Origin of the sequence: Burkholderia pyrrocinia (genome assembly GCF_001028665.1) — a bacterium.
Lineage (GTDB): Bacteria > Pseudomonadota > Gammaproteobacteria > Burkholderiales > Burkholderiaceae > Burkholderia > Burkholderia pyrrocinia.
Map to the genome: position 1 here is coordinate 799,272 of NZ_CP011504.1, position 19,126 is coordinate 818,397.

16 protein-coding genes are annotated in these 19,126 nt (G+C 66.8%); 3 read left to right on the forward strand and 13 right to left on the reverse strand.

Annotated features, from left to right (window positions below; all coding sequences use genetic code 11):
• The 6 genes from ABD05_RS19825 to ABD05_RS19850 all read right to left on the reverse strand — a co-directional run bounded on the left by ABD05_RS19825 (nucleotide 1) and on the right by ABD05_RS19850 (nucleotide 6,095).
• Nucleotides 1–693 (reverse strand): C39 family peptidase, encoded by a 693-nt coding sequence (locus ABD05_RS19825; RefSeq protein ID WP_047901838.1) that lies wholly within the window; start codon nucleotides 691–693, stop codon nucleotides 1–3.
• 3 nt (nucleotides 694–696) lie between these two features.
• Nucleotides 697–1,185 (reverse strand): hypothetical protein, encoded by a 489-nt coding sequence (locus ABD05_RS38980; protein ID WP_047901839.1) that lies wholly within the window; start codon nucleotides 1,183–1,185, stop codon nucleotides 697–699.
• 231 nt (nucleotides 1,186–1,416) lie between these two features.
• On the reverse strand, nucleotides 1,417–2,661 hold the full coding sequence (locus ABD05_RS38340) for a hypothetical protein (RefSeq protein WP_047901840.1): 1,245 nt from the start codon (nucleotides 2,659–2,661) through the stop codon (nucleotides 1,417–1,419).
• A 524-nt stretch (nucleotides 2,662–3,185) separates the two neighbouring features.
• On the reverse strand, nucleotides 3,186–4,007 hold the full coding sequence (locus tag ABD05_RS19840; RefSeq protein WP_053059955.1) for a quaternary amine ABC transporter ATP-binding protein: 822 nt from the start codon (nucleotides 4,005–4,007) through the stop codon (nucleotides 3,186–3,188).
• A gap of 14 nt (nucleotides 4,008–4,021) precedes the next feature.
• A complete protein-coding gene (locus tag ABD05_RS19845) occupies nucleotides 4,022–4,987 on the reverse strand; it encodes an ABC transporter permease (protein ID WP_047901841.1) in 966 nt (321 codons plus the stop codon).
• Between the two features lie 70 nt (nucleotides 4,988–5,057).
• The gene (locus ABD05_RS19850; protein ID WP_047901842.1) at nucleotides 5,058–6,095 is read right to left on the reverse strand and encodes an ABC transporter substrate-binding protein; all 1,038 of its coding nucleotides are present in this window, start codon (nucleotides 6,093–6,095) and stop codon (nucleotides 5,058–5,060) included.
• A 572-nt stretch (nucleotides 6,096–6,667) separates the two neighbouring features.
• Between ABD05_RS19850 and ABD05_RS19855 the strand changes: the two genes are divergently transcribed.
• Complete coding sequence (locus ABD05_RS19855) at nucleotides 6,668–7,819, forward strand: porin (RefSeq protein ID WP_047901843.1); 1,152 nt, start codon at nucleotides 6,668–6,670, stop codon at nucleotides 7,817–7,819.
• Between the two features lie 151 nt (nucleotides 7,820–7,970).
• On the opposite strand, the gene ABD05_RS19860 is transcribed toward ABD05_RS19855, so the two are convergent.
• Together ABD05_RS19860 and ABD05_RS19865 are read right to left on the reverse strand one after the other, a co-directional pair.
• The gene (locus ABD05_RS19860) at nucleotides 7,971–8,843 is read right to left on the reverse strand and encodes a nucleotidyl transferase AbiEii/AbiGii toxin family protein (RefSeq protein WP_175804831.1); all 873 of its coding nucleotides are present in this window, start codon (nucleotides 8,841–8,843) and stop codon (nucleotides 7,971–7,973) included.
• Nucleotides 8,831–9,889, reverse strand: coding sequence for a type IV toxin-antitoxin system AbiEi family antitoxin (locus ABD05_RS19865; RefSeq protein ID WP_238594172.1), 1,059 nt, complete (start codon nucleotides 9,887–9,889; stop codon nucleotides 8,831–8,833). Before ABD05_RS19865 ends, ABD05_RS19860 begins: the two co-directional genes overlap by 13 nt.
• Before the next feature lie 540 nt (nucleotides 9,890–10,429).
• Between ABD05_RS19865 and blaOXA the strand changes: the two genes are divergently transcribed.
• Both blaOXA and ABD05_RS19875 read left to right on the forward strand, forming a co-directional pair.
• Nucleotides 10,430–11,251 carry an OXA-1043 family class D beta-lactamase gene (gene blaOXA, locus ABD05_RS19870; RefSeq protein WP_047901844.1) on the forward strand — a complete coding sequence of 274 codons (822 nt, stop codon included), beginning with the start codon at nucleotides 10,430–10,432 and terminating at the stop codon, nucleotides 11,249–11,251.
• The gene (locus ABD05_RS19875; protein WP_047901845.1) at nucleotides 11,248–12,387 is read left to right on the forward strand and encodes an acyltransferase family protein; all 1,140 of its coding nucleotides are present in this window, start codon (nucleotides 11,248–11,250) and stop codon (nucleotides 12,385–12,387) included. Before blaOXA ends, ABD05_RS19875 begins: the two co-directional genes overlap by 4 nt.
• Before the next feature lie 154 nt (nucleotides 12,388–12,541).
• On the opposite strand, the gene ABD05_RS19880 is transcribed toward ABD05_RS19875, so the two are convergent.
• From ABD05_RS19880 to poxB, 5 genes are all read right to left on the reverse strand, one after another.
• Nucleotides 12,542–13,297: a hypothetical protein gene (locus ABD05_RS19880; protein WP_047901846.1), complete on the reverse strand. Its 756-nt coding sequence runs from the start codon at nucleotides 13,295–13,297 to the stop codon at nucleotides 12,542–12,544.
• Nucleotides 13,298–13,330: 33 nt separating this feature from the next.
• On the reverse strand, nucleotides 13,331–14,722 hold the full coding sequence (locus tag ABD05_RS19885; protein WP_047901847.1) for an alkaline phosphatase: 1,392 nt from the start codon (nucleotides 14,720–14,722) through the stop codon (nucleotides 13,331–13,333).
• A gap of 32 nt (nucleotides 14,723–14,754) precedes the next feature.
• Nucleotides 14,755–16,194: an alkaline phosphatase gene (locus ABD05_RS19890; protein WP_047901848.1), complete on the reverse strand. Its 1,440-nt coding sequence runs from the start codon at nucleotides 16,192–16,194 to the stop codon at nucleotides 14,755–14,757.
• Between the two features lie 155 nt (nucleotides 16,195–16,349).
• The gene (locus ABD05_RS19895) at nucleotides 16,350–16,940 is read right to left on the reverse strand and encodes a class I SAM-dependent methyltransferase (RefSeq protein WP_047901849.1); all 591 of its coding nucleotides are present in this window, start codon (nucleotides 16,938–16,940) and stop codon (nucleotides 16,350–16,352) included.
• Nucleotides 16,941–17,223: 283 nt separating this feature from the next.
• A complete protein-coding gene (gene poxB, locus ABD05_RS19900) occupies nucleotides 17,224–18,945 on the reverse strand; it encodes a ubiquinone-dependent pyruvate dehydrogenase (protein ID WP_047901850.1) in 1,722 nt (573 codons plus the stop codon).
• Nucleotides 18,946–19,126: the final 181 nt, after the last annotated feature.

Genomic DNA, 19,126 nt, shown 5'->3' on the forward strand with positions numbered 1-19,126 from the left:
TCAATAGTCGCGCGGGCCGTGCTTCGGCACCACGACGTAATACAGGCCGTCGCGGGCGATGCCGGTGTCGAGCGGCGCGCTGGGCGCGACGCGCCAGTCACGCGGGTCGTTGAACACCGCCAGCTCGGGCCGGTTGTGGATCACGAAAATCACATGGTCTTCCCACTTCTGCTCGAAACTCGCCAGCGACATCGGCCGCGTGCCGGTGGCCGGATCGCCGACGAGCACACGCCCGTCACGCAGCCCCTTCACGACCACGAAATGGTGATAGCCGTGCTCGGTGATCAACACGATCGCCGGCGTGTGCGTCTTCGCGAGCGTCTGCAACGGCAGCTCGAAGCCGTCCGCGACGAAGCCGTGCGCGTCGAGAAAACGCCGGATGTCGAGCAGCGAGAAGCCCTGCCGGCGAATCTTCTCCTGGTTGCCGTTCTCCCACATCTCGGCGAACGCGGTCTGCTCGGTCATCGGATAGTCGTACTGATAAGTCAGCAGCGTCGCGACGGCAGCCGACCCGCAGCTGAAATCGAACTGCTGCTTGATGGTGCGCTTGAAGCGCGCCTCCTTGAGACTCGTGACGTGCATCGTATAACCGGCGCCCGCCGGATCGACGACCGTCATCTCGTCCGCCTGTGCAACCGGACCGGATAGCGCGCACGCGAGCGCCGCGATGCACGCTGCGGCGACCTGTCTCATCGCTCAGTTCCCGAAGCGCACGTTGAGCACCGTCGCGTTCTGAATCAACACGTTGGCGCCGGTATTCTGGATGACCGTCGGCAGGCCGCTCGCATTGGCGAACGAGCCGTCGGTGATCGAGTTCGAGCCGGTCGACACCCGGTTCGCCACGTTGTCGGTCACCGCGCCGGTCAGATAGTTCTGGCCGATCAGCGCATCGCCGCCCCGATGCTCGTCGAGCTGGTCGGGCGACATCGCGACGCCGAAGCTGCCCGCTTGCGCGGTCGCGGCGCCGGTCGCAGGGGGTGTAGCTGTCGCAGCGGGCGCGCCGGCCGCGGCCGGATCGGCCTGATCCGCGCGTGCGGCGGGTGGGGAAGGTGCGGTTGCCGGCGCAACGCCGACGGCTGCCTCCGCCGCAACGGTTTGCGACCCGTCAGCCGTGGCATGGGCCGTCAGGCCCGGCAGCAGCGCCGCAGGCAATATCACCAGCGAAAGTGCCGTTCGGATTCGCATGGCTGTCTCCTTGGTCCCTGCGCGAGTCGGCTCGAACCCGACGCACAGGGAGCGGAATCCGCGTGACCGTCGATCGACGGAAATCAGCCCGGCCTGTGCCAACGAGAGCGAGACGGCCGTTCGGCCATCCCGCCCTCGCCGGCAGTCCTGTCCATCGGCGATGGAACGCAAGCCGCGGGCTCGCCTGCGCCCGCGTCAATGCATCCGGCTCGCCAGGACCAACCGGCCGTTCTAACGTCCTACGGACAGGTTCGCCTGCACGGTCACAGCCTGCTGAACGAGCGACGCCATGCCGCTGTTCTGGTTGGCGACCATGATGCCCGCAGCGGTCTGGCCGACGCTCGCCATCGCGTTGGACATGTTGAACGTCCCCGCGTTGACCGCATTGGCTCCGCCTGCGCCACCCGCGCCGCCGACCGCGCCGTTGCCGGTGCCGCCGTTGCCGGTGCCGCCTGCGCCGCCCGCGCCGCCCATCGCGCCCACCGCGCCGCTACCCGCGGTTGCGCTACCGTTGCTGGCCGTCGTCGTCGCGCCGCCGTTCGTCGCGCCGCCGCCCGTGCCCGCGCCGCCGGCACCGCCGTTGCCCGCCGTGGCCGCTGCCGCGCCGCCGGTGCCGCCCGCCGCCGCACCCGAGCCGCCGGTGCCCGAGCCCGATCCGCCCGAAGCAGTCGACGTACCCGCCGACCCTGCGCCGCCTGTGCCGCTACCCGAGCCGCTGCCGGTGCCCGTGCCGGTGCCGGTGCCGCTGCCGGCCGATGCCGACGCGCTTCCGCTGCCATGATTCTTGGCCCACGCGGAACCGGAATCGCCTGTGCCGGTGCCGCCGCCCCAGCCGGTGCCGGTGCCCTTGCCGGAGCCGCCTACGCCGACCGAAGCCGCGATTGCGCCGCCGCCCTTGCCGGAACCATAGCCGCCGCTCGCAGTGGCATTGCCGCCACTCCCGCCGCTGGCGTCAGGTGAACCGCCGGCTCCGCCGCCGCCGCCGTTGCCGGTGCCGGCCGTCGCGCTGCCATTGCTGGCGTTGCCTGCCGTGGCGCTGCCGTTATGCGCGCTGCCGCCGCTGCCGCCGGCGCCGCCCGCGCCGCCGCCGCCGCCGTTACCGCCCTTGCCACCGTAGCCATACCCGTTGCCGCCCTTGCCGCCGCTTCCGCCGGCCGCGCTGCCCGAATTGGTCGCGTTGTTGCCAATGCCCCAGACCTGGACATTGCTCACGTACCCGTCGAGTTTGCTGATCGCGACGATCTTGGTGCTGTTGTACGAATCCTGATAGACGCTCGCGCCAGGCGAAACTTCATTCGCATTGGACCCGGTGGTGCTGGTCTGGGTTGAGCTGACTGCGTTGCTGAGGGTGTTCGATCCGTCATCCGCTTTCTGGCTGCACGTCGAACTGGCATTGCTGCTGCATGGGTTCGCCATCGCGTAGCCGCTGAATCCCAAGGCGAGAAGCGCAGCGGACGCCAATAAAGTTTTACGCATGAAATCCTCCTGAGGTAACGAGGAACGGCTTGGCCGACCGCACCAATCCGGACGACATCACGCATCGGCGATGCCAATCCTCCAAGCGGCCCGAATACAAAGAGACCGTTGGATTCTTCACGCGACCTGGCCCGCCCCGCCCGATTCCGGCACGCGATTTATGTTTCAAGTCTGAAACGTGTCGATCGGCACGGCGCCGGGACATCTGTGATGTGCGGGTGGATTTCCCCTTTGTATTCAGTCGCTTGCCCGATCGGCCCAAGGCGGGCCCGGCAAGTGCGGAATGTTTCACTTTTGAGGCTGAAGTACGGGTGCATCCGGGTATGCCCGAGGCGCCGGGTATTCGATCTCGATCGCAAACGCACGCCCGGCAAGGACGCGCCCGAATTCATTCCGCCAGGGCGTTAAAAACCCGCAAGAAGCGCCATTCAGAAATGTTTCGACTGTGATAGGACGCTTATTCTTCGGATCCTGTTGGCGGCAGGCGTGGCGCCCCATGCTTCGTTGGCCGTTCCCGCGCCGGCTCAGTTCGTACTCGTCCGCTTCTCCACGAACCGCCGCACATAATCGTCCGCCGGCCGCGACAGGATGTCGTCCGGCGTCCCGACCTGCACGAGCGTGCCGTCGCGCAGGATCGCGATCCGGTCGCCGATGCGCAATGCCTCGTCGAGATCGTGCGTGATGAACACGATCGTCTTCGAAAGCGTCGCCTGCAGTTCGAGCAACTGATCCTGCATCTCGGTGCGGATCAGCGGATCGAGCGCGGAGAACGCCTCATCCATCAGCAGCACGTCGGTGTCGGCCGCCAGCGCGCGCGCCAGCCCGACGCGCTGCCGCATCCCGCCCGACAATTCGTCCGGATAATGATCGCCGTACCCGTCGAGCCCGACCTTCGTCAGCCAGTTGCGCGCCGCGTCGGCCGCATCGTGCCGCTTCTCGCCGCGCGTGCGCAGCGCATACGCGGCGTTGTCGAGCACGGTCTGGTGCGGCAGCAGCCCGAAGTTCTGGAACACCATGCTGACCTTGTAGCGGCGCAGTTCGCGCAGCCCGTGCGCGTCGAGCTTGATCACGTCGCTGCCGTCGATCACGATCTCGCCGGCCGTCGGCTCGATCAGCCGGTTGAAGTGCCGCACGAGCGTCGATTTCCCGGAACCCGACAGCCCCATGATCACGAAGATCTCGCCCGACTCGATGCCGAGGCTCACGTCGTTGAGCCCGACGTTGCAGCCCGTTTCGGCCAGCACGTCGGCCTTGCGCTTGCCGGCGCGCAGCAGGTCGAGCACGCGCGCATGCGCGGCCTGCGGCCCGAACAGCTTGTACACGTGTTTGACGTCGATGGTCGCCATGTCTGTCTCCGTTCCTATGCGCGCGACGATTGCGTCGCCTGATTCGAATCGACGCCCGCCGACTGCGCGTTGCGCGGCAGCCGGTACGGCACGCGCGACGCGCCTTTTTGCCGGCGCTGCTGCGCGAGCCGGCGGCGCGCGCGCCGCTCCTGGCCGAAGCCCTGGCTGATCCGGTCGATCACGATCGCGAGGATCACGATCGCGAGGCCGGCCTGCGTGCCCTTGCCGACGTCGAGCGTCTGGATGCCCGCGAGCACGTCCTCGCCGAGCCCGCGCGAGCCGATCATCGATGCGATCACGACCATCGACAGCGCCATCATCGTCGTCTGGTTGATGCCGGCCATGATGCTCGGCCGCGCCAGCGGCAACTGCACGTTGACGAGCAGTTGCCAGCGCGTCGTGCCGAACGCGCGCGCGGCTTCCGTCACGTCCGGATCGACCTGGCGGATGCCGAGATCGGTCAGGCGAATCAGCGGCGGCAGCGCGTAGATGATCGTCGCGAGGATCGCGGGCACCTTGCCGAGGCCGAACAGCATCAGCACCGGAATCAGGTACACGAAGCTCGGCAGCGTCTGCATCACGTCGAGCACCGGCAGCAGCATCCTCCGCAGCCACGCGCTGCGCGATGCGAGGATGCCCAACGGCACGCCGAGCGCGACCGACAGCACCGTCGCGACGAGCATCAGCGCAAGCGTCTGCATCAGCTTGTCCCACAGGCCGAAGCAGCCGATCGCGTAGAGCAGCAGCATGAAGAGCACGCCGAGGCCGATGCGGCGCGTCGCATTCCACGCGATCGCGCCGACGACCAGCAGCACGAGCCACGGCGGCGCCACGCGCAGCGCGCCTTCGAGCGGCACGAGCAGGTAGCGCAGCAGCATCGTGCTGAAGTGATGGAAGCTGTCGCCGTATTGCGCAACGAAAGTCTCGAGCGCGCTGTTCACCCAGTCGGCGATCGACAGGTGCAGAAAGAAGCCGTTCATAGTGATTCTCCGTCGCGCCGCGCAGGCGCGTGACGGCGGCGGCAGGCGCGGGCCCGCCGCCGCGCGCAGGTTACGCGCCCTTCAGGCTGCCGGCGATCTTCTGCGCGACGTCGGCCGGCACCCACTGCTTCCACATGTCCTGGCGAGTCTTCAGGAACTGCGTGGCCATCGCCGCACCGTCGATCTTCTTCGTCGTCATCTCGAGGATCGTCTGGTTCAGGAAGTCCATCGGGAAGCGCACCTTGCCGAACACGCCGACGAGATCGGGGTTCGCATCGGCGAACGGCTTCGACACGCCGACCGTCAGCCGCGACACCATGTACGACGATGCGCACTGGTGCGTGCTGCTCTCGTCGCGCAGCGTCTTCCAGCATGCTTCGTTATAGGCCGGCATCTTCAGCGCGGCGAACTTGTATTTCGCCATCAGCGCGGCCGGGCCCCAGTAATAGAACACGATCGGCGCGCCGCGCTGGTACGCGGACGCGATCGCCGCGTCGAGCGCCGCACCCGTGCCCGGATGGAAGTTCGTATACGACTGGTCGAGCTTCAGCACGCGCAACAGCCGCGTGTTCACGCGCTCGCAGTCCCAGCCCGTCGGGCAGTTCAGGAAGCGGCCCTTGTCCGGTTCCTCCTCGTCCGCGAACACCTGCTTGTACTTCGGCAGATCGTCGATCGACGCGAGCCCCGGCGCGACCGGCTTGATGTTGCGCGCCGGATCGCCCTTCACCACGTATTCGGGCACGAACCAGCCTTCCGTCGTGCCGCCCGGCAGCGTGTCGCCGATCAGCTTCACGGCGCCCGACGCGACGGCCTTCGCAGTGATCTCGCTGCGGCCCGTCCACTGCTCGGCCCAGATCTGCAGGTCGTTGCGCGCGAGCGCCGTTTCCGTCGCGGCCGTGCTGCCCGGCACGACGTCCGTCTTGCAGCCGTAGCCCTTCTCCATGATCTGCCGCAGCACCTCGGTCGCGAACGCCCCGCTCTCCCACGTGATGCCCGCGAAATGGACCGTCTTGCCGTCGGCGCACGCGCCGCCGGCCGCATGGGCCGCGGGCGCGGACAGGATCGCCGCGGCGGCGAGAAGGACCGTTTTCAGTCGTCGAATCTGCATGGTGGGTCGTCTCCAAATCGAATCTGTTGTTTGTGCGTCGCGGCATGCGCGGCGACCGGCGAATCGCGAATCCATCCACGTCCGGTCAGCCTGCATGGTTCAACCGCCAATTTGTTTAGGGAAACGAGTAATTCCGATCATTGCAATCGGCAGCGCCAATCGATCGCCTTCCGACCCGTCAGGCCCGCCGGACGGGGCTCTCAGTCGGTTTCACGTGGCCGTTGACGACCCGGCGCGGGCGGCGTCTCGATCCCGTTCGGCGGCTGCCCGGCCGGCCCTGAACCACGGCTGCGCGCACGCCGTTTCGGCTGTCGAAACCATCCGTCTCGCCCCCATTGGCGATCCCGATCCAATCCATCGAAATTACTCGCTTTCGATTCCGTTTCGGCTTCGGAAGAATGCGCGGTGTCATCGGAGGAGACACGACCCGACACGGCCGGTCGCCGCGCCGCCGCGCACTGCGCGTTTCCGGCGCCGCACGCGCTGCGCCGGGTCGCCCCGGATGACGGGACGCGCCTCGCCGGACGCGCTCACGACAACCGATACAAGATGGATACCCCGGAGATCTCTCAATGAACAAGAAACTGACGGCGCTCGCCGTAACGGCCGCATTCGCGTCGCCCGCGTTCGCGCAAAGCAGCGTCACGCTGTACGGCGTGATCGACGAAGGCCTGAACTACACGAACAACGTCGGCACCGGCCACGTCTACGAAATGGCAAGCGGCTACGCGCAGGGCAGCCGCTGGGGCCTGAAAGGCAGCGAGGATCTCGGCGGCGGCATGAAGGCGATCTTCCAGCTCGAGAACGGCTTCGACGTGAACAGCGGCCGGCTCAACCAGGGCGGCCGCATGTTCGGCCGCCAGGCTTATGTCGGCCTGAGCCAGGCACAGTACGGCACGCTGACGTTCGGCCGCCAGTACGACTCGGTGGTCGACTATCTCGCGCCGACCACCGCCAACGGCAACTGGGGCGGCTACCTGCTCGCGCACCCGTTCGACAACGACAACACCGACAACTCGTTCCGCCTCGACAACACGGTGAAGTACGCGAGCCCGAACTTCGGCGGCTTCCAGTTCGGCGGCGCGTACAGCTTCAGCAACAGCACGAGCTTCTCGGACAACCGCGCATACAGCTTCGGCGCGCAATACCAGAACAACGGGCTGCTGATCGGCGCCGCATACCTGCAGGCGAACCATCCGGGCAACGGCTCGGCCGGCGCGATCACCGCGAACGACGCGAGCTACATCGCCGAGCGCATGCGCGTGTTCGGCGCGGGCATCAACTACACGTTCGGGCCCGCGACGGTCGGCTTCGCGTACACGAACTCGAACTACAAGAACCCGACCGGCAACGGCTACCTCGGCACGCCGGGCGCGATCATCGCGCCGGGGGCGACGGTCAGCGCGATCAAGTACCAGAACTTCGAAGTGAACGGCGCGTACCAGATCACGCCGGCGTTCATGGTCGGCGCGCAATACGTGCTGTCGCTCGAGAAGTACGACGCATCGACCGGCGACGCGAAGCCGAAGATCCACTCGGTCGGGCTGATGGCCGACTACAACCTGTCGAAGCGCACCGACGTGTACGTGCAGGCCGCATACCAGCACATCGCCGGCGACAAGACGAACTCGATCCTCGACCAGGCGTTCATCCCCGGCACCGACGCGCCGTCGTCGACGTCGAACCAGGTGGCCGTGCGGCTCGCGCTGCGCCACAAGTTCTGACGCAACCCGGTTCTCCGTTCTTCACGCGACACCCGCGCCGGTCTGCCGGGGTGTCTTTGCCCGCCCGCAAGCGCAAGCCTGCCGGCGGGCTTTTTCGTGCATCCAGCAATCGGGCAGTTTGCGAAGTTGCGCGTAGTCCATCGGGCGCGACTCAGTCTCGCAGCGCCATGGCGCGCAGCAGCGCATCGATCTGCCCGAACGCATCCTGCTGCCACTGTTCGGGCGTGCGATCACCCAGCGCCCGCGTGTCTTCGACGAAGCGCCTCACGCAGGTGGGGCCGTATCCCTCGAAGGTATCGAATTTCTCGGCGATGTGCCGAAAGCCGCGTTTGCCGCTTGCATGCCCCAGGAGTGGGAGACATTCTTGTGCAAGCGCCTCGATCTCACCAGGGTAGTTCCGCACGCAGTAGTAGATGTCATAAGCGTCCTTCTGCTTGTAGCGGCCTGCCAGCGCATGGCCTTTCATCGCCAGCAAAGCAGGAATCGAGCACACCGCGATCTCCACGCGGTTCGTCCCTCCGTCCGGCATCGCCCCGGCCACCGCCACGAATTGATAGAACCGCATCGCCAGGTCTGCACCATCCGCCCGTTGCACGGCGAAGTCGCTGATCAAGGGCGGATCGTTCTTGACGATTTCCGCGTCGCGCGGCATCAAGAAATCGACTATGACGTCGATCGCTTCCCCGCCATCTCGCGCCGGAACCTTGCGAACCAATTGAAAGCGCCGAAGCCCCTCGCGCTGGGCGTATCCATGGTCTTGAAGCGCTCCGATCAAGGTCGCGTACTCGCCGTCGCCGAGTGCTTCCGCATCCAGCCCGACGTCCAAGTCGAGCGTGCCGACGTGGGGCATGTCCTCGTTGGCCAGCAGCAGCCAGGGAACCGCGCCGCCGATGATGGCGAACTTGCCCTTGAAGCTGCCAAGGATCTGGCCGATCTCAATTAGCACAGACTTCACGGCCGCGGTCGTGCGGTCGTCGTATTCGGCGGCCGACTGTGGTTCCTGGGATGGTGTCATTTGGGCCATGAGAGCTTTTCCTGGCGTAAGTGATCGGCGGCCTCGGCGCCGCGTTCACCGGCAATGGAGAGGTCGAGGTAGGTCTGAACCGGACTCGTGCAGACCGCGCCCGGTGCAGGTTCGACTGCGTCGGCGAGCAGACCCAAGTCCTTAGGAACGCTAACAACCACGTTCTCGCCCTTCGATGCGGCCGCGAGCTTCAGCGCGGTCTGGAGCTTGCCCAGACCTTCCTGGTCGGCGAAGAAGTAGTGCGTACTGGTGCGCCCGTAAGGAGAAAGCCACTGCGCTGCCGAGAATGATGCGAAGGCAGCACGGCCTGGCCCCTCTTCGACGCGCAGTGCGCTTCGGGCAGCGTGTTCGAACGCGCTGCCATGCAGCGGCGTGTAGAACCTCAACCGCTCACCAGGCGGTGCCGTGTAGCTGTCGCGCCATGCGTCCAGTAGTGCGTCGGGCTCCGATAGGACGAGACCGCCGTCCGACACACGCGCCCATTCCCGATCAATCAAGCCGGTGCGCACGTTGCTGACGTGTCCGAGACTGACCCCGGAGATGTCCGACAACTCTGTGACTCGCCATGCACGGCCGGGTTCGCGCAACATGACGCGCAGCACTTGCGCAGATTTCGGCTTGAACAGCGACTTGAGTTCGCGTTGTTCGGACGCGGGCTTGTCCGCTACCACGCGTTCGATGAACACGCCACCGAAAGCGATTCGGGCGTTTCCCTGCATGTCGAGATAGCCGACGCCCTTCTCTTCGCACAACTGCCTCACTGCCGGCGAGATATAGGGGGCAATGAAGACAGGCGTCGCCTCGGGAGCCCGGTGCACAACGTAATTCTGCAACTCCAGCAGCGCCGATCGGGCGTACCGCGGTTGCCCGCTCGACTTGCACTCGCAGATGAGTATGTGCTGCCGACCGTCCACGAGCAGCCGGGCGATCAAGTCCGGCTCCCAATCGCCGGACACGGCTTCGGTATCGATGCCTTCGACCTGAAGGATCGGAATCTTCTCAAGCAACCCGCGTAGCGCCTCACCAGCTCGAGTTTCTTCTTTCATTGAATATGGCCCTTTCAGCATTCCTTGAAAGTACCACATTCTCTGAAACAGCGAGCATGAATTTCACCAAAATCACCACTTTCAGCACGCGCTGAAAATAGCTTATGCACTGAAAATCCTGGGTGAGGCAGCGCCGTAGCTCACACCCGGATCAACAACCGAGTTCAGCCATACCGAGTGTCGGTACTAGGCTTGGACGGATATCCGATGATTTATCCGAGCCCGATTTAACTCGAACCGATACCGGTAAGGGCGTCGATTTGACGAGGGGATAGACACAACACGATCAATCTTCTGTTGCCACAACTGTCCGCAAGCATGCTCCTGAGCACGCCTTACCCCGGACAACAGCGACGTCATAGCGTCGACAAGATCACAGCGTCCGGCAACCATGACCGGTCGACATTCGCCGCGCAGCCGATACACTGTGTGCCGCCTCAACGGTCCGCTCCTGCAATCACCGTCTATCCTCCTGTCCCATTGAGCGCGCCCTGTCGTCATGATCCAGTGGTCGGTCCGCGTGGCGCGCATCCCGATCCAATGGAGTCCCGCTTGAAACACTGGCGCCGCACGCTGCTTGCATTCACCACCGCCCTCCTGGCCGCAGCATCCGCGCATGCCCGCCCCGTCTGTACCGTGGTCGCCGATGCGACCACCGGCCAGGTGCTCGTACAGCAAGGCGATTGTGCGACCCGCGTCACGCCCGCGTCGACGTTCAAGGTCGCGATCAGCCTGATGGGCTTCGATGCGGGCATCCTGAAGGACGAACACACGCCGACGCTCGACTTCCACGCCGGCTACCCCGACTGGGGCGGTGCGCCCTGGCGCGAACCGACCGACCCGGCACGCTGGATGACGCTGTCGATCTTCTGGTATTCGCAGCAGGTCGCACAGGCGCTCGGACAAGCGCGTTTCCAGCAGTACACCAGCGCATTCGGCTACGGCAACGCGGACGTCACCCGCCAGCAGGGCAAATTGAGCGGCGTGATGGGCGCCTGGGTCAATTCGTCGTTGCGGATCTCGCCGCTCGAGCAGGTCGGCTTCATGCGCAGGGTCGCGAACCGGACGCTGCCGGTCAGCGCGCACGCGTATGACATGACCGAGCGGATCACGCTGATCGACAGGCAGCCGGACGGCTGGATCGTGCATGGCAAGACCGGCACGGGATCGCCGGGGCTCAAGTACGACGCGTCGCGCGCGTACGGCTGGTTCGTCGGCTGGGCGGCGAAGGGGCCGCGCAAGCTCGCGTTCGCGTACCTGATCCAGGACGACCAGCGGCAGGCACCGAACGCCGGCCTGCGTGCGCGCGACACGTTCCTCGACGCACTGCCTGCGCTCGCGCGACCGGCCCGGCCGCAATGAGCACCGGCCCGCGCAACGCGCGAATCGACCTGCTGCGCGGCGTGTCGATCGTGCTCGTCCTGCTGCATCACTTCAACATCGCGTATCCGCTGCGCGACACGGCGCTTGCGCGCGTGCTCGGCTGGGACACGGTCCATGCGATCGTGCGCAACGGCAACTATGGCGTGACGATGTTCTTCGCGATCTCGGGCTACCTGATCACGTCGAATGCGCGCCGCCGCTGGGGCAGCCTCGGCGCGCTCGACGTGCGCGCGTTCTACGTGTCGCGCGTCGCGCGCATCGTCCCGTGCCTGCTCCTGCTGCTCGCGCTCGTCAACGGCCTCGCGGCGGCCGGCGTGCCGATCTTCACGAACCATGCACCGCAAGGCATCGCCGTGTCGTTCTGGCTCGTGAATCTCGCGTCGCTCACGTTCTGGATGAACGTGCTGATCGGCGCATACGGCTGGGTCAACTACGCGCTCGGCGTGCTGTGGTCGCTGTCGGTCGAGGAGGTGTTCTACCTGTCGTTTCCGCTGCTGTGCATCGCGCTGCGCCGCGACTCGCGGCTGTTCGCGTTCTGGCTGCTGATTGCCGCGATCGGTCCCGTGTACCGCTTCACGCATCCGGGTGACGAAGGCGGGTTCCTCTATTCGTACTTCGCGTGCTTCGACGGCATCGCGATCGGCTGCTGCACCGCGTTGCTCGCCGAACGCGCGCGCTGGCAGGTGCTCGCGGCGGCGCCCGTGCAATGGCTCGCCTCAGCGGCGATGACCGCGCTCTACCTCGCGTGGCCGATCGCGCAAAGCCATGTGATCGGTGTATCGGCGATGGCGCTCGGCACCGGCGTGCTGCTGATCGGCGCGCATGCGGAACGCGAACCCGCGCACGGCCGCGTACTCGCGCCGCTGCGCTGGAGCGGCCGCCTCAGCTACGAGCTGTATCTGTTCCACCTGATCGTGCTCGGCGCGCTGCGCACGTTCTGGCCGCCGTCGGGTACGCACGGCGACGGCAAGCTGGCGTTGCTCGTCGCGTATCTGGTGCTGTCGGCCGGTTTGAGCGCGATCATCGCGCGCGGCTATGCAACGCCGCTCGACCGCTTCATCAAACGGGTCGCGTCGCGGCCTGCGGCACGCGTGCCGGACGGCGCGCGCTTCTAGCGCCTCGTCGGCAATCCCCGCCGGGTGGCGGCGGGACAGAAAAAACCGGCCAGGGCCCGGCCGGTATCGCACAACGATACCGGCCGGCCTGACCGCAAGCCCCGCTTACGAAACGTCGATCGACCGCGCGACCGCGTCATCGGTCGCGCGTCGGTCAATCCAGATAGTCCGCGTATTCCTTGTGCGCGTAGCCGCCGAGCGCCTGCCACGGCAACGGCTCACGCCGCGCCGCCGGCACCTGCGTCAGCGTCAGCTTGCGCACCACGCGGCCGTCGGCACTCCGGTATTCGACCGACAGCGGCGCCTGCAGCCGTTCGCTCCACAGGATCCGGTTCACGCCGCGCGCACCGGGCGACTCGACCGCCTGCTCGTACCAGCGGGTACCGGGCGCGTCGCCGGGCTTCGCCGCTCCGAGCCGCTTCAGTTGCGACGGCGGCGTGACGTAGTACGCGTTGTCCCACGAGCCGTCGAAGCCCGTGGTTTCGTACTCGGCCGGCGGCACGCTGACGACCGTCCGGTTCGCCGCGTCCACATACTCGATGCGCGCCGCCTTGCCGTCGTAGGTGACGTGTCGCGCCGCTGCCTGGAAGTTGAAATGCTTGTGTCCGGCATGGGCGGCGGCCGGCTGCACACCGGCGCGCGGCGGGTCCTGACGCACACGGCCAACGTCGTGGTCATGGTCGTGATCGTCGTCATGCCCGCCGCCCGCCGCCGCGACGGGCAGCACGCGCTCGACCCACACGTGGCCATCGCGCCGAACCATCCGTTCGCGGTACATCGTCGTGCGCGTCACGCCGTCGGCCGCCACCGTGCGGCTTTCGTGCAGCAGCACGGCGTCGAGATCCGCCGCCGCAAAGGCCGGGAGCGCGGCCAGCCCGCACGCGAGCGCGTAGAGGAAGTGGCGTTTCATCGGAGGTTTCCGTTCATCATGAAGTCGCCGGCCTCAGAAACCGAACGCCGAGCGCACGAGACCGAACACCTTCGTGTTGTCGATCGTGCCCTTGAACGCCTTCGCATCCGCGCCGTCGGCAAACAGCATCACGTCGCCGCCGCCGTGCGTCTCCGAGCCCGCGCTGCCCATCCGCACGCCGACTTCCTGCAGGTACGCGTCGTTCATCGCGGTGGCCGAATCGACCGACGCGCGCACGTTCGGCCGGTTCGCGCCGTTGCCGAACACCAGCGTCGTGTAGGTATTGCCGTCGGCATCCTTGCTCGGCTGGCCGTCGCGATAGTTGCGGCTGATGTCGAGAATCGGATTGCCGCGCTTCGAATAGCCGTTGATCGTCATCGTGTGGTCGTGGTCGGCCGTCACGACGATCAGCGTATTCGACAGGTCGACCTTCGACAGCGCGACGCGGATCGCTTCGTCGAACGCCGCCGTATCCTCGAGCGCGCGCTTCGCGTTGGTGCCGTGCAGCGCATGATCGATCCGGCCGCCTTCGACCATCAGGAAATAGCCGTTCGAGTTCTTCGACAGCACGTCGATCGCCTTCGACGTCATGTCCGCGAGGCTCGGCTGCGTCGGCCCTTCGCCCTTGCCCGCGACACGATCGAGTTCGTATTCGAGATGGCTCGTCGAACTGAACAGGCCGACCAGCTTGCCGTTGCCGGCCTGCGCGAGCTGGTCCTTGGTGGCCACGACCGTGTAGCCCTTCGTCTTCATCTCGTCGAGCAGGTTGCGCCCGTCCGCGCGGCCGCGCTTGTTCGCGACCGGATCGAACGGCGTCCAGTGATTGCGGCCGCCGCCCATCAGCACGTCCACGCCGTCGCCGAGCGCCGCGTTGTAGCCGGCCCCGCCCGGCGCCGCCTGCGCGGCGATGTCGTACTGCGCGTCGCGATGGCAGATGTGCGAATAGGTCGCGGCGGGCGTCGCGTGCGTGAGCTCGGTCGTCGTGATCGCGCCGACCGCCTTGCCGCGCGCCTTCGCCAGTTCAAGCAGCGTCGCGACCGGCTGGCCGTTGCCCGGCGCGCAGTTGTTGACGGTCTTGTTGCCGTTGACGTCGCTGCCCGGCGCGACCGCGCGCGTGTCGGACGACATCGACAGCACTTCGTTGTTCATCTTCACGCCGGTCATGTACGCGGCCATCGACGGTGCGCTGTCGGTGGTCTGCGCGTCGTTCGAGAAGGTCTTGACGCGCGCGGTGCGAGCCAGCTTCTCCATCGTCAGTTGTCCTGACTCGCCGACCTTGTAGATCCGGCTCGCCGTCACGGTCGTCGGCCCCATGCCGTCGCCGAGAAAGAAAATCACGTTCTTCGCCTGGCCGGCGGCGTGCGCCGGGCCGCATGCGAAACCCACGACGGCCAGCGCCGCCGCGATGCACTTGATGGTCGACATCCTGTATTCCCCTGTACCCGTGTGGTCGGCGCTCAAAGCTGCACCGCGTTGCGCACCAGCTCGAAGACCTTGTTGTTCTCGATCACGCCGTGGAACGCATCCGCGCCGCGGCCGATCGCACCGAGGAACACATCCGTGCCGCCGTGCGTCTCGCTGCCCTTGTCCATCCGCACGGCCGCCTCCTGGCGATAATCGTCGGCGCCCGTCACCGCGTCGGTGAGCGCGGTGCCCGCGCGGCTGCCCTGCACGCGGTTCTCGCCGTTGCCGAAGCCGATGATCGTGTACGGCGCGCCGTCCGCGTCCTTCGCGACCGCGCCCGTCTGATAGCTGCGCAGCACGCCCAGCACGCCGGGCTTGCCCGCCTCGGTCTTGCCGGTGCGCGCCGCATAACCGTTCAGCACCAGCGTGTGATCGTGATCGGCGGTGACGACGATCAGCGTGTTCTTCAGGTCGGGATCGGTCCTGCGCACCTTGTCGAGCGTCGCCTTGATCGCGTTGTCGAACGCGACCGTGTCCTGCAGCGCGCGCTTCGCATTGGTGTCGTGCAGCGCGTGATCGATCCGGCCGCCCTCGACCATCAGGAAATAGCCGTTCGGGTTGTTCTGCAGCACGTCGAGCGCGCGCGTCGCCATGTCGGACAGGCTCGGTTCCTTCGTCGCGCCGCGATCGAGGTCGTAGCTCATGTGGCTCGACGAAAACAGGCCGACCAGCTTGCCGCTCTTCGTCGCATCGGCGGCAAGCAGGTCGTCGCGGTTCTGCGCGAACGCGTAGCCCTTGGCCTTCAGTTCGTTGATGAGGTTGCGGCCGTCGGTGCGCTTGCCGCCGCCGTCCTTCGGTACGAAGAATTGCGTGCCGCCGCCGAGCACGACGTCGACGCCGTCGCCGAGCGCGCCGTTGTAGCCCGCGCCGCCCGGCACGAGCTGGGCCGCGATGTCGTTCTCGGCATCGCGATGACACACGTGTGCATACGTCGCGGCCGGCGTCGCGTGCGTGACGCGCGTGGTCGTCACGACACCGGTGGCCATCCCTTTCGCCTTCGCGATCTCGAGCAGCGTCGACACCGATTTGCCGTTGTTCGCGCCGCAGTTGCCGGTGAGGCCGGCGCTCGGCTCGATCGCCTTCGTGTCGGGCGACATCGAGATCACTTCGTTGTTGGTCTTGACGCCGGTCATGTACGCCGACATCGACGGCGCGCTGTCCGTCACCTGCGCATCGTTGGAATAGGTCTTCACGAACGCGGATTCGGGCAGCGTGTCGATCGTGAGCGCGCCGTCTTCACCGACCGCATAGATGCGTGCGGCCGTCAGCGTCGTCATCCCCATGCCGTCGCCGAGGAAAAAGATCACGTTGCGCGCCGCCGCCTGCACGGGTGGCTGTACGGGCGACGTGCTGGTCGGGCCGTCGTCGCTGTTGCATCCGGCAAGCGCAAAGGCGCCGGCACACAGCAGCGCCGCCATTTTGATTCGATTCATGTCGCCGATTCCCCCCCGGTGTTTAGCCTTTCGAAATGAAAGGCGATGGTAGGAACCTGATGTGACGGCAATATGAATGGAAATTGGAAGGATCGGTATGACTTATGAAAGAAACCGGCGCGGCGCCGGGTGCGGGCGCCCTGCGCACGGCTGCGTCAACCGGTGTGTTCGGCGGCGGCGCTGCGCACGGTCACGATGCGCGCAGGCGGAATATTTGCCCAGACGATACGACTGCCGCAGGCAACAAATGCCGAATCGCCCAGCGGATGACGGCGGGGCGTGCGCAAGTCGTACGTGAATTGAATCATCACGCCGTCGGCCGACAGCACCCGACGGCATTGATCGACGATGGCCGTCACGTCCTCGCGCGGCAGCGTGCGCAACGGCAGGCACGACACGATCGCATCGACCCGCGCGGCGGGCGGCAGCAGCCGTTCGAGCTGCCGCGCATCGCCCCACACGATCGACACATCCGGAAAGCGTCGCCGCAGGTGCTGCACGAACGCCGGCGAACGCTCGACCACGACGAGGCGCCGTGGCGCGACGCCGCGTTCGAGCAACGCCGCGGTGATCGCGCCGGTGCCGCCGCCGAGTTCGACGACCAGCCCGTCGCCGTCCGGCACCGCGTCGGCCATCTCGCGCGCCAGATGCCGCGAACTCGGGCACAACGCGCCCACCGCGGCCGGGCGGCCGACCCACTCGCGCACGAACAGTGCCGAGACACGCCACGCGTTTGGCCAGATCATTGGCCGGCCTTGAGCGGTTGCGCTGTCGGCTTCGACGTGCCGATGACTTCGTGGAACAGGGCTACGGCGACACGGGGCTCTTTCACGTGCATCCTCCTGGACGAATCGGTCCGTCGCAGGAAGAGCGACGATCAAATCGATTCTAGGAAATGCAATCTTAAGGCGACGTGAAGATTGTCCCTAATAGCCCGCGCCGCCACATCCGTGGGTGGGCCGCCGACGGGCGCGAAGCAGCGCAACCGATCGGGAACGAACGGCCCGCCGCATCGCGCGCGGCACCGCGTCACCGCAGGTTGGTTCTCGCCAGCTCGACGATCTCGTCGCCGCGCCCGCTCAAGATCGCGCGCAGCATGAACAGGCTGAAGCCCTTCGCATGCGCGATCTCGATCTTCGGCGGCATCGCGAGCTCGTACTTCGACGTGACGACGTCGACCACCGCCGGCCCGTCATGCGCGAACGCCATGCGCAGCGCCTCCTCGACGTTCTCCGAATGCTCGACGCGCACGCTGAAGATGCCCGCACCCTTCGCGATCGCCGCGAAATCGGTCGGGCTCAGGTCGACGTTGGTATCGAGATAGCCGGCCGCCTTCAGCTCCATCGACACGAAGCCGAGCAGGCTGTTGTTGTACACGACGATCTTGATCGGCAGCTTGAGCTGGCGCGCGCTCAGCAGATCGCCGAGCAGCATCGACAGCCCGCCGTCGCCGGACAGCGACACCACCTGCCGCCCCGGATGCGCACCCTGCGCGCCGAGCGCCTGCGGCATCGCGTTCGCCATCGAGCCGTGGTTGAACGAGCCGTGCAGTTGCCGCTTGCCGTTCATCGTCAGGTAGCGCGCGGCCCACAGCGTCGGTGTGCCGACGTCGGCCGTGAAGATCGCGTCGTCGGCCGCGACTTCGTCGACGATCTTCGTCAGGTATTGCGGGTGGATCGCGCGGCCCGGCGGCTCGGCCACCGCGAGATCGTCGAGCCCCTTGCGCGCGGCCGCGTAATGCTTCAGCGCATTCTCGAGGAAGCGCCGCTGCGTCTTGCGCGTCAGCCGCGGCAGCAGCGCGGCGATCGTTTCCTTCACGGTGCCGACGAGGCCGAGCGCGAGCGGCGCGCGGTGGCCGAGCTGCGAGCCCTTCCAGTCGATCTGCGCGACCTTCGCGTTCGACGGATAGAACGGCCGGTACGGGAAATCCGTGCCGAGCATCAGCAGCGTGTCGCACGATTCCATCGCGTGATAGCCGGAGCTGAAGCCGATCAGCCCCGTCATCCCGACGTCGAACGGGTTATCCCATTCGACGAACTGCTTGCCGCGCAGCGCATGCACGACCGGCGCGCCGAGCGTATCGGCCAGCGCGACCACTTCGTCGTGCGCGCCCTGCGTGCCGCTGCCGCACAGCAGCGTGACCGCGTCGGACGCATCGAGCAGCGCCGCGAGCCGGTCGAGATCGGCATCGGCCGGCAGGATCGACGGCGGCGCCGATTCGCTCCACGCCGGCGCCTCTTCCGGGCCGTCGCCGAGTGCGATGTCGCCCGGCAGCACGATCACCGCGACGCCGCGCTCCTCGATCGCGGTGCGCATCGCGCGCGCGAGCACGCGCGGGAACTGCGACGCATTGGTCACGAGCTCCGCGAAGTGACTGCACTCGCGGAACAGTTCCTGCGGATGGGTTTCCTGGAAGTAGCCGAGCCCGATTTCGGTCGACGGGATGTGCGCGGCGATCGCGAGCACCGGCTGGTGATTGCGGTGGCAGTCGTACAGCCCGTTGATCAGGTGCAGGTTGCCGGGGCCGCAGCTGCCCGCGCACACCGCGAGCCGCCCGGTCGACGCGGCGTCCGCGCCGGCCGCGAACGCGGCGCTTTCCTCGTGCCGCGTATGCATCCAGCGGATCGACCCGATCTGGGCCAGGCTGAACGACAGGCCGTTCAGGCTGTCGCCCGTCACGCCCCAGATACGCTCGACGCCCGCTGCCGCGAGCGTCTTCGCCAGGTATTCCGCCATCGTCTGTCTTGCCATCACGCCCTCACTCGTTGATTGATCGAGACATGCATGAACCGTCTGCGCGTTCGCACGCATCGCAGGCCGGACGAGCATACGCGATTGATTCGCGCCGTGTCGCGACGGTGCAACCGGGCCGACCGCCGTATGACGCGCAGGCACGCGACTGGCTCGATCCGTCGCCGCGCAGCGCGGCGGC

What these genes read in the sequence shown, in the direction of transcription:
- ABD05_RS19860 (WP_175804831.1), bottom strand. Translation starts at nt 8,843, where the DNA reads ATGGCCCAAATGACACCATCCCAGGAACCACAGTCGGCCGCCGAATAC.
- ABD05_RS19895 (WP_047901849.1), bottom strand. Translation starts at nt 16,940, where the DNA reads ATGATCTGGCCAAACGCGTGGCGTGTCTCGGCACTGTTCGTGCGCGAG.
- ABD05_RS19840 (WP_053059955.1), bottom strand. Translation starts at nt 4,007, where the DNA reads ATGGCGACCATCGACGTCAAACACGTGTACAAGCTGTTCGGGCCGCAG.
- ABD05_RS19875 (WP_047901845.1), top strand. Translation starts at nt 11,248, where the DNA reads ATGAGCACCGGCCCGCGCAACGCGCGAATCGACCTGCTGCGCGGCGTG.
- ABD05_RS19845 (WP_047901841.1), bottom strand. Translation starts at nt 4,987, where the DNA reads ATGAACGGCTTCTTTCTGCACCTGTCGATCGCCGACTGGGTGAACAGC.
- ABD05_RS19885 (WP_047901847.1), bottom strand. Translation starts at nt 14,722, where the DNA reads ATGTCGACCATCAAGTGCATCGCGGCGGCGCTGGCCGTCGTGGGTTTC.
- blaOXA (WP_047901844.1), top strand. Translation starts at nt 10,430, where the DNA reads ATGGAGTCCCGCTTGAAACACTGGCGCCGCACGCTGCTTGCATTCACC.
- ABD05_RS38340 (WP_047901840.1), bottom strand. Translation starts at nt 2,661, where the DNA reads ATGCGTAAAACTTTATTGGCGTCCGCTGCGCTTCTCGCCTTGGGATTC.
- ABD05_RS19855 (WP_047901843.1), top strand. Translation starts at nt 6,668, where the DNA reads ATGAACAAGAAACTGACGGCGCTCGCCGTAACGGCCGCATTCGCGTCG.
- ABD05_RS19865 (WP_238594172.1), bottom strand. Translation starts at nt 9,889, where the DNA reads ATGAAAGAAGAAACTCGAGCTGGTGAGGCGCTACGCGGGTTGCTTGAG.
- ABD05_RS19825 (WP_047901838.1), bottom strand. Translation starts at nt 693, where the DNA reads ATGAGACAGGTCGCCGCAGCGTGCATCGCGGCGCTCGCGTGCGCGCTA.
- poxB (WP_047901850.1), bottom strand. Translation starts at nt 18,945, where the DNA reads ATGGCAAGACAGACGATGGCGGAATACCTGGCGAAGACGCTCGCGGCA.
- ABD05_RS19890 (WP_047901848.1), bottom strand. Translation starts at nt 16,194, where the DNA reads ATGAATCGAATCAAAATGGCGGCGCTGCTGTGTGCCGGCGCCTTTGCG.
- ABD05_RS19880 (WP_047901846.1), bottom strand. Translation starts at nt 13,297, where the DNA reads ATGAAACGCCACTTCCTCTACGCGCTCGCGTGCGGGCTGGCCGCGCTC.
- ABD05_RS38980 (WP_047901839.1), bottom strand. Translation starts at nt 1,185, where the DNA reads ATGCGAATCCGAACGGCACTTTCGCTGGTGATATTGCCTGCGGCGCTG.
- ABD05_RS19850 (WP_047901842.1), bottom strand. Translation starts at nt 6,095, where the DNA reads ATGCAGATTCGACGACTGAAAACGGTCCTTCTCGCCGCCGCGGCGATC.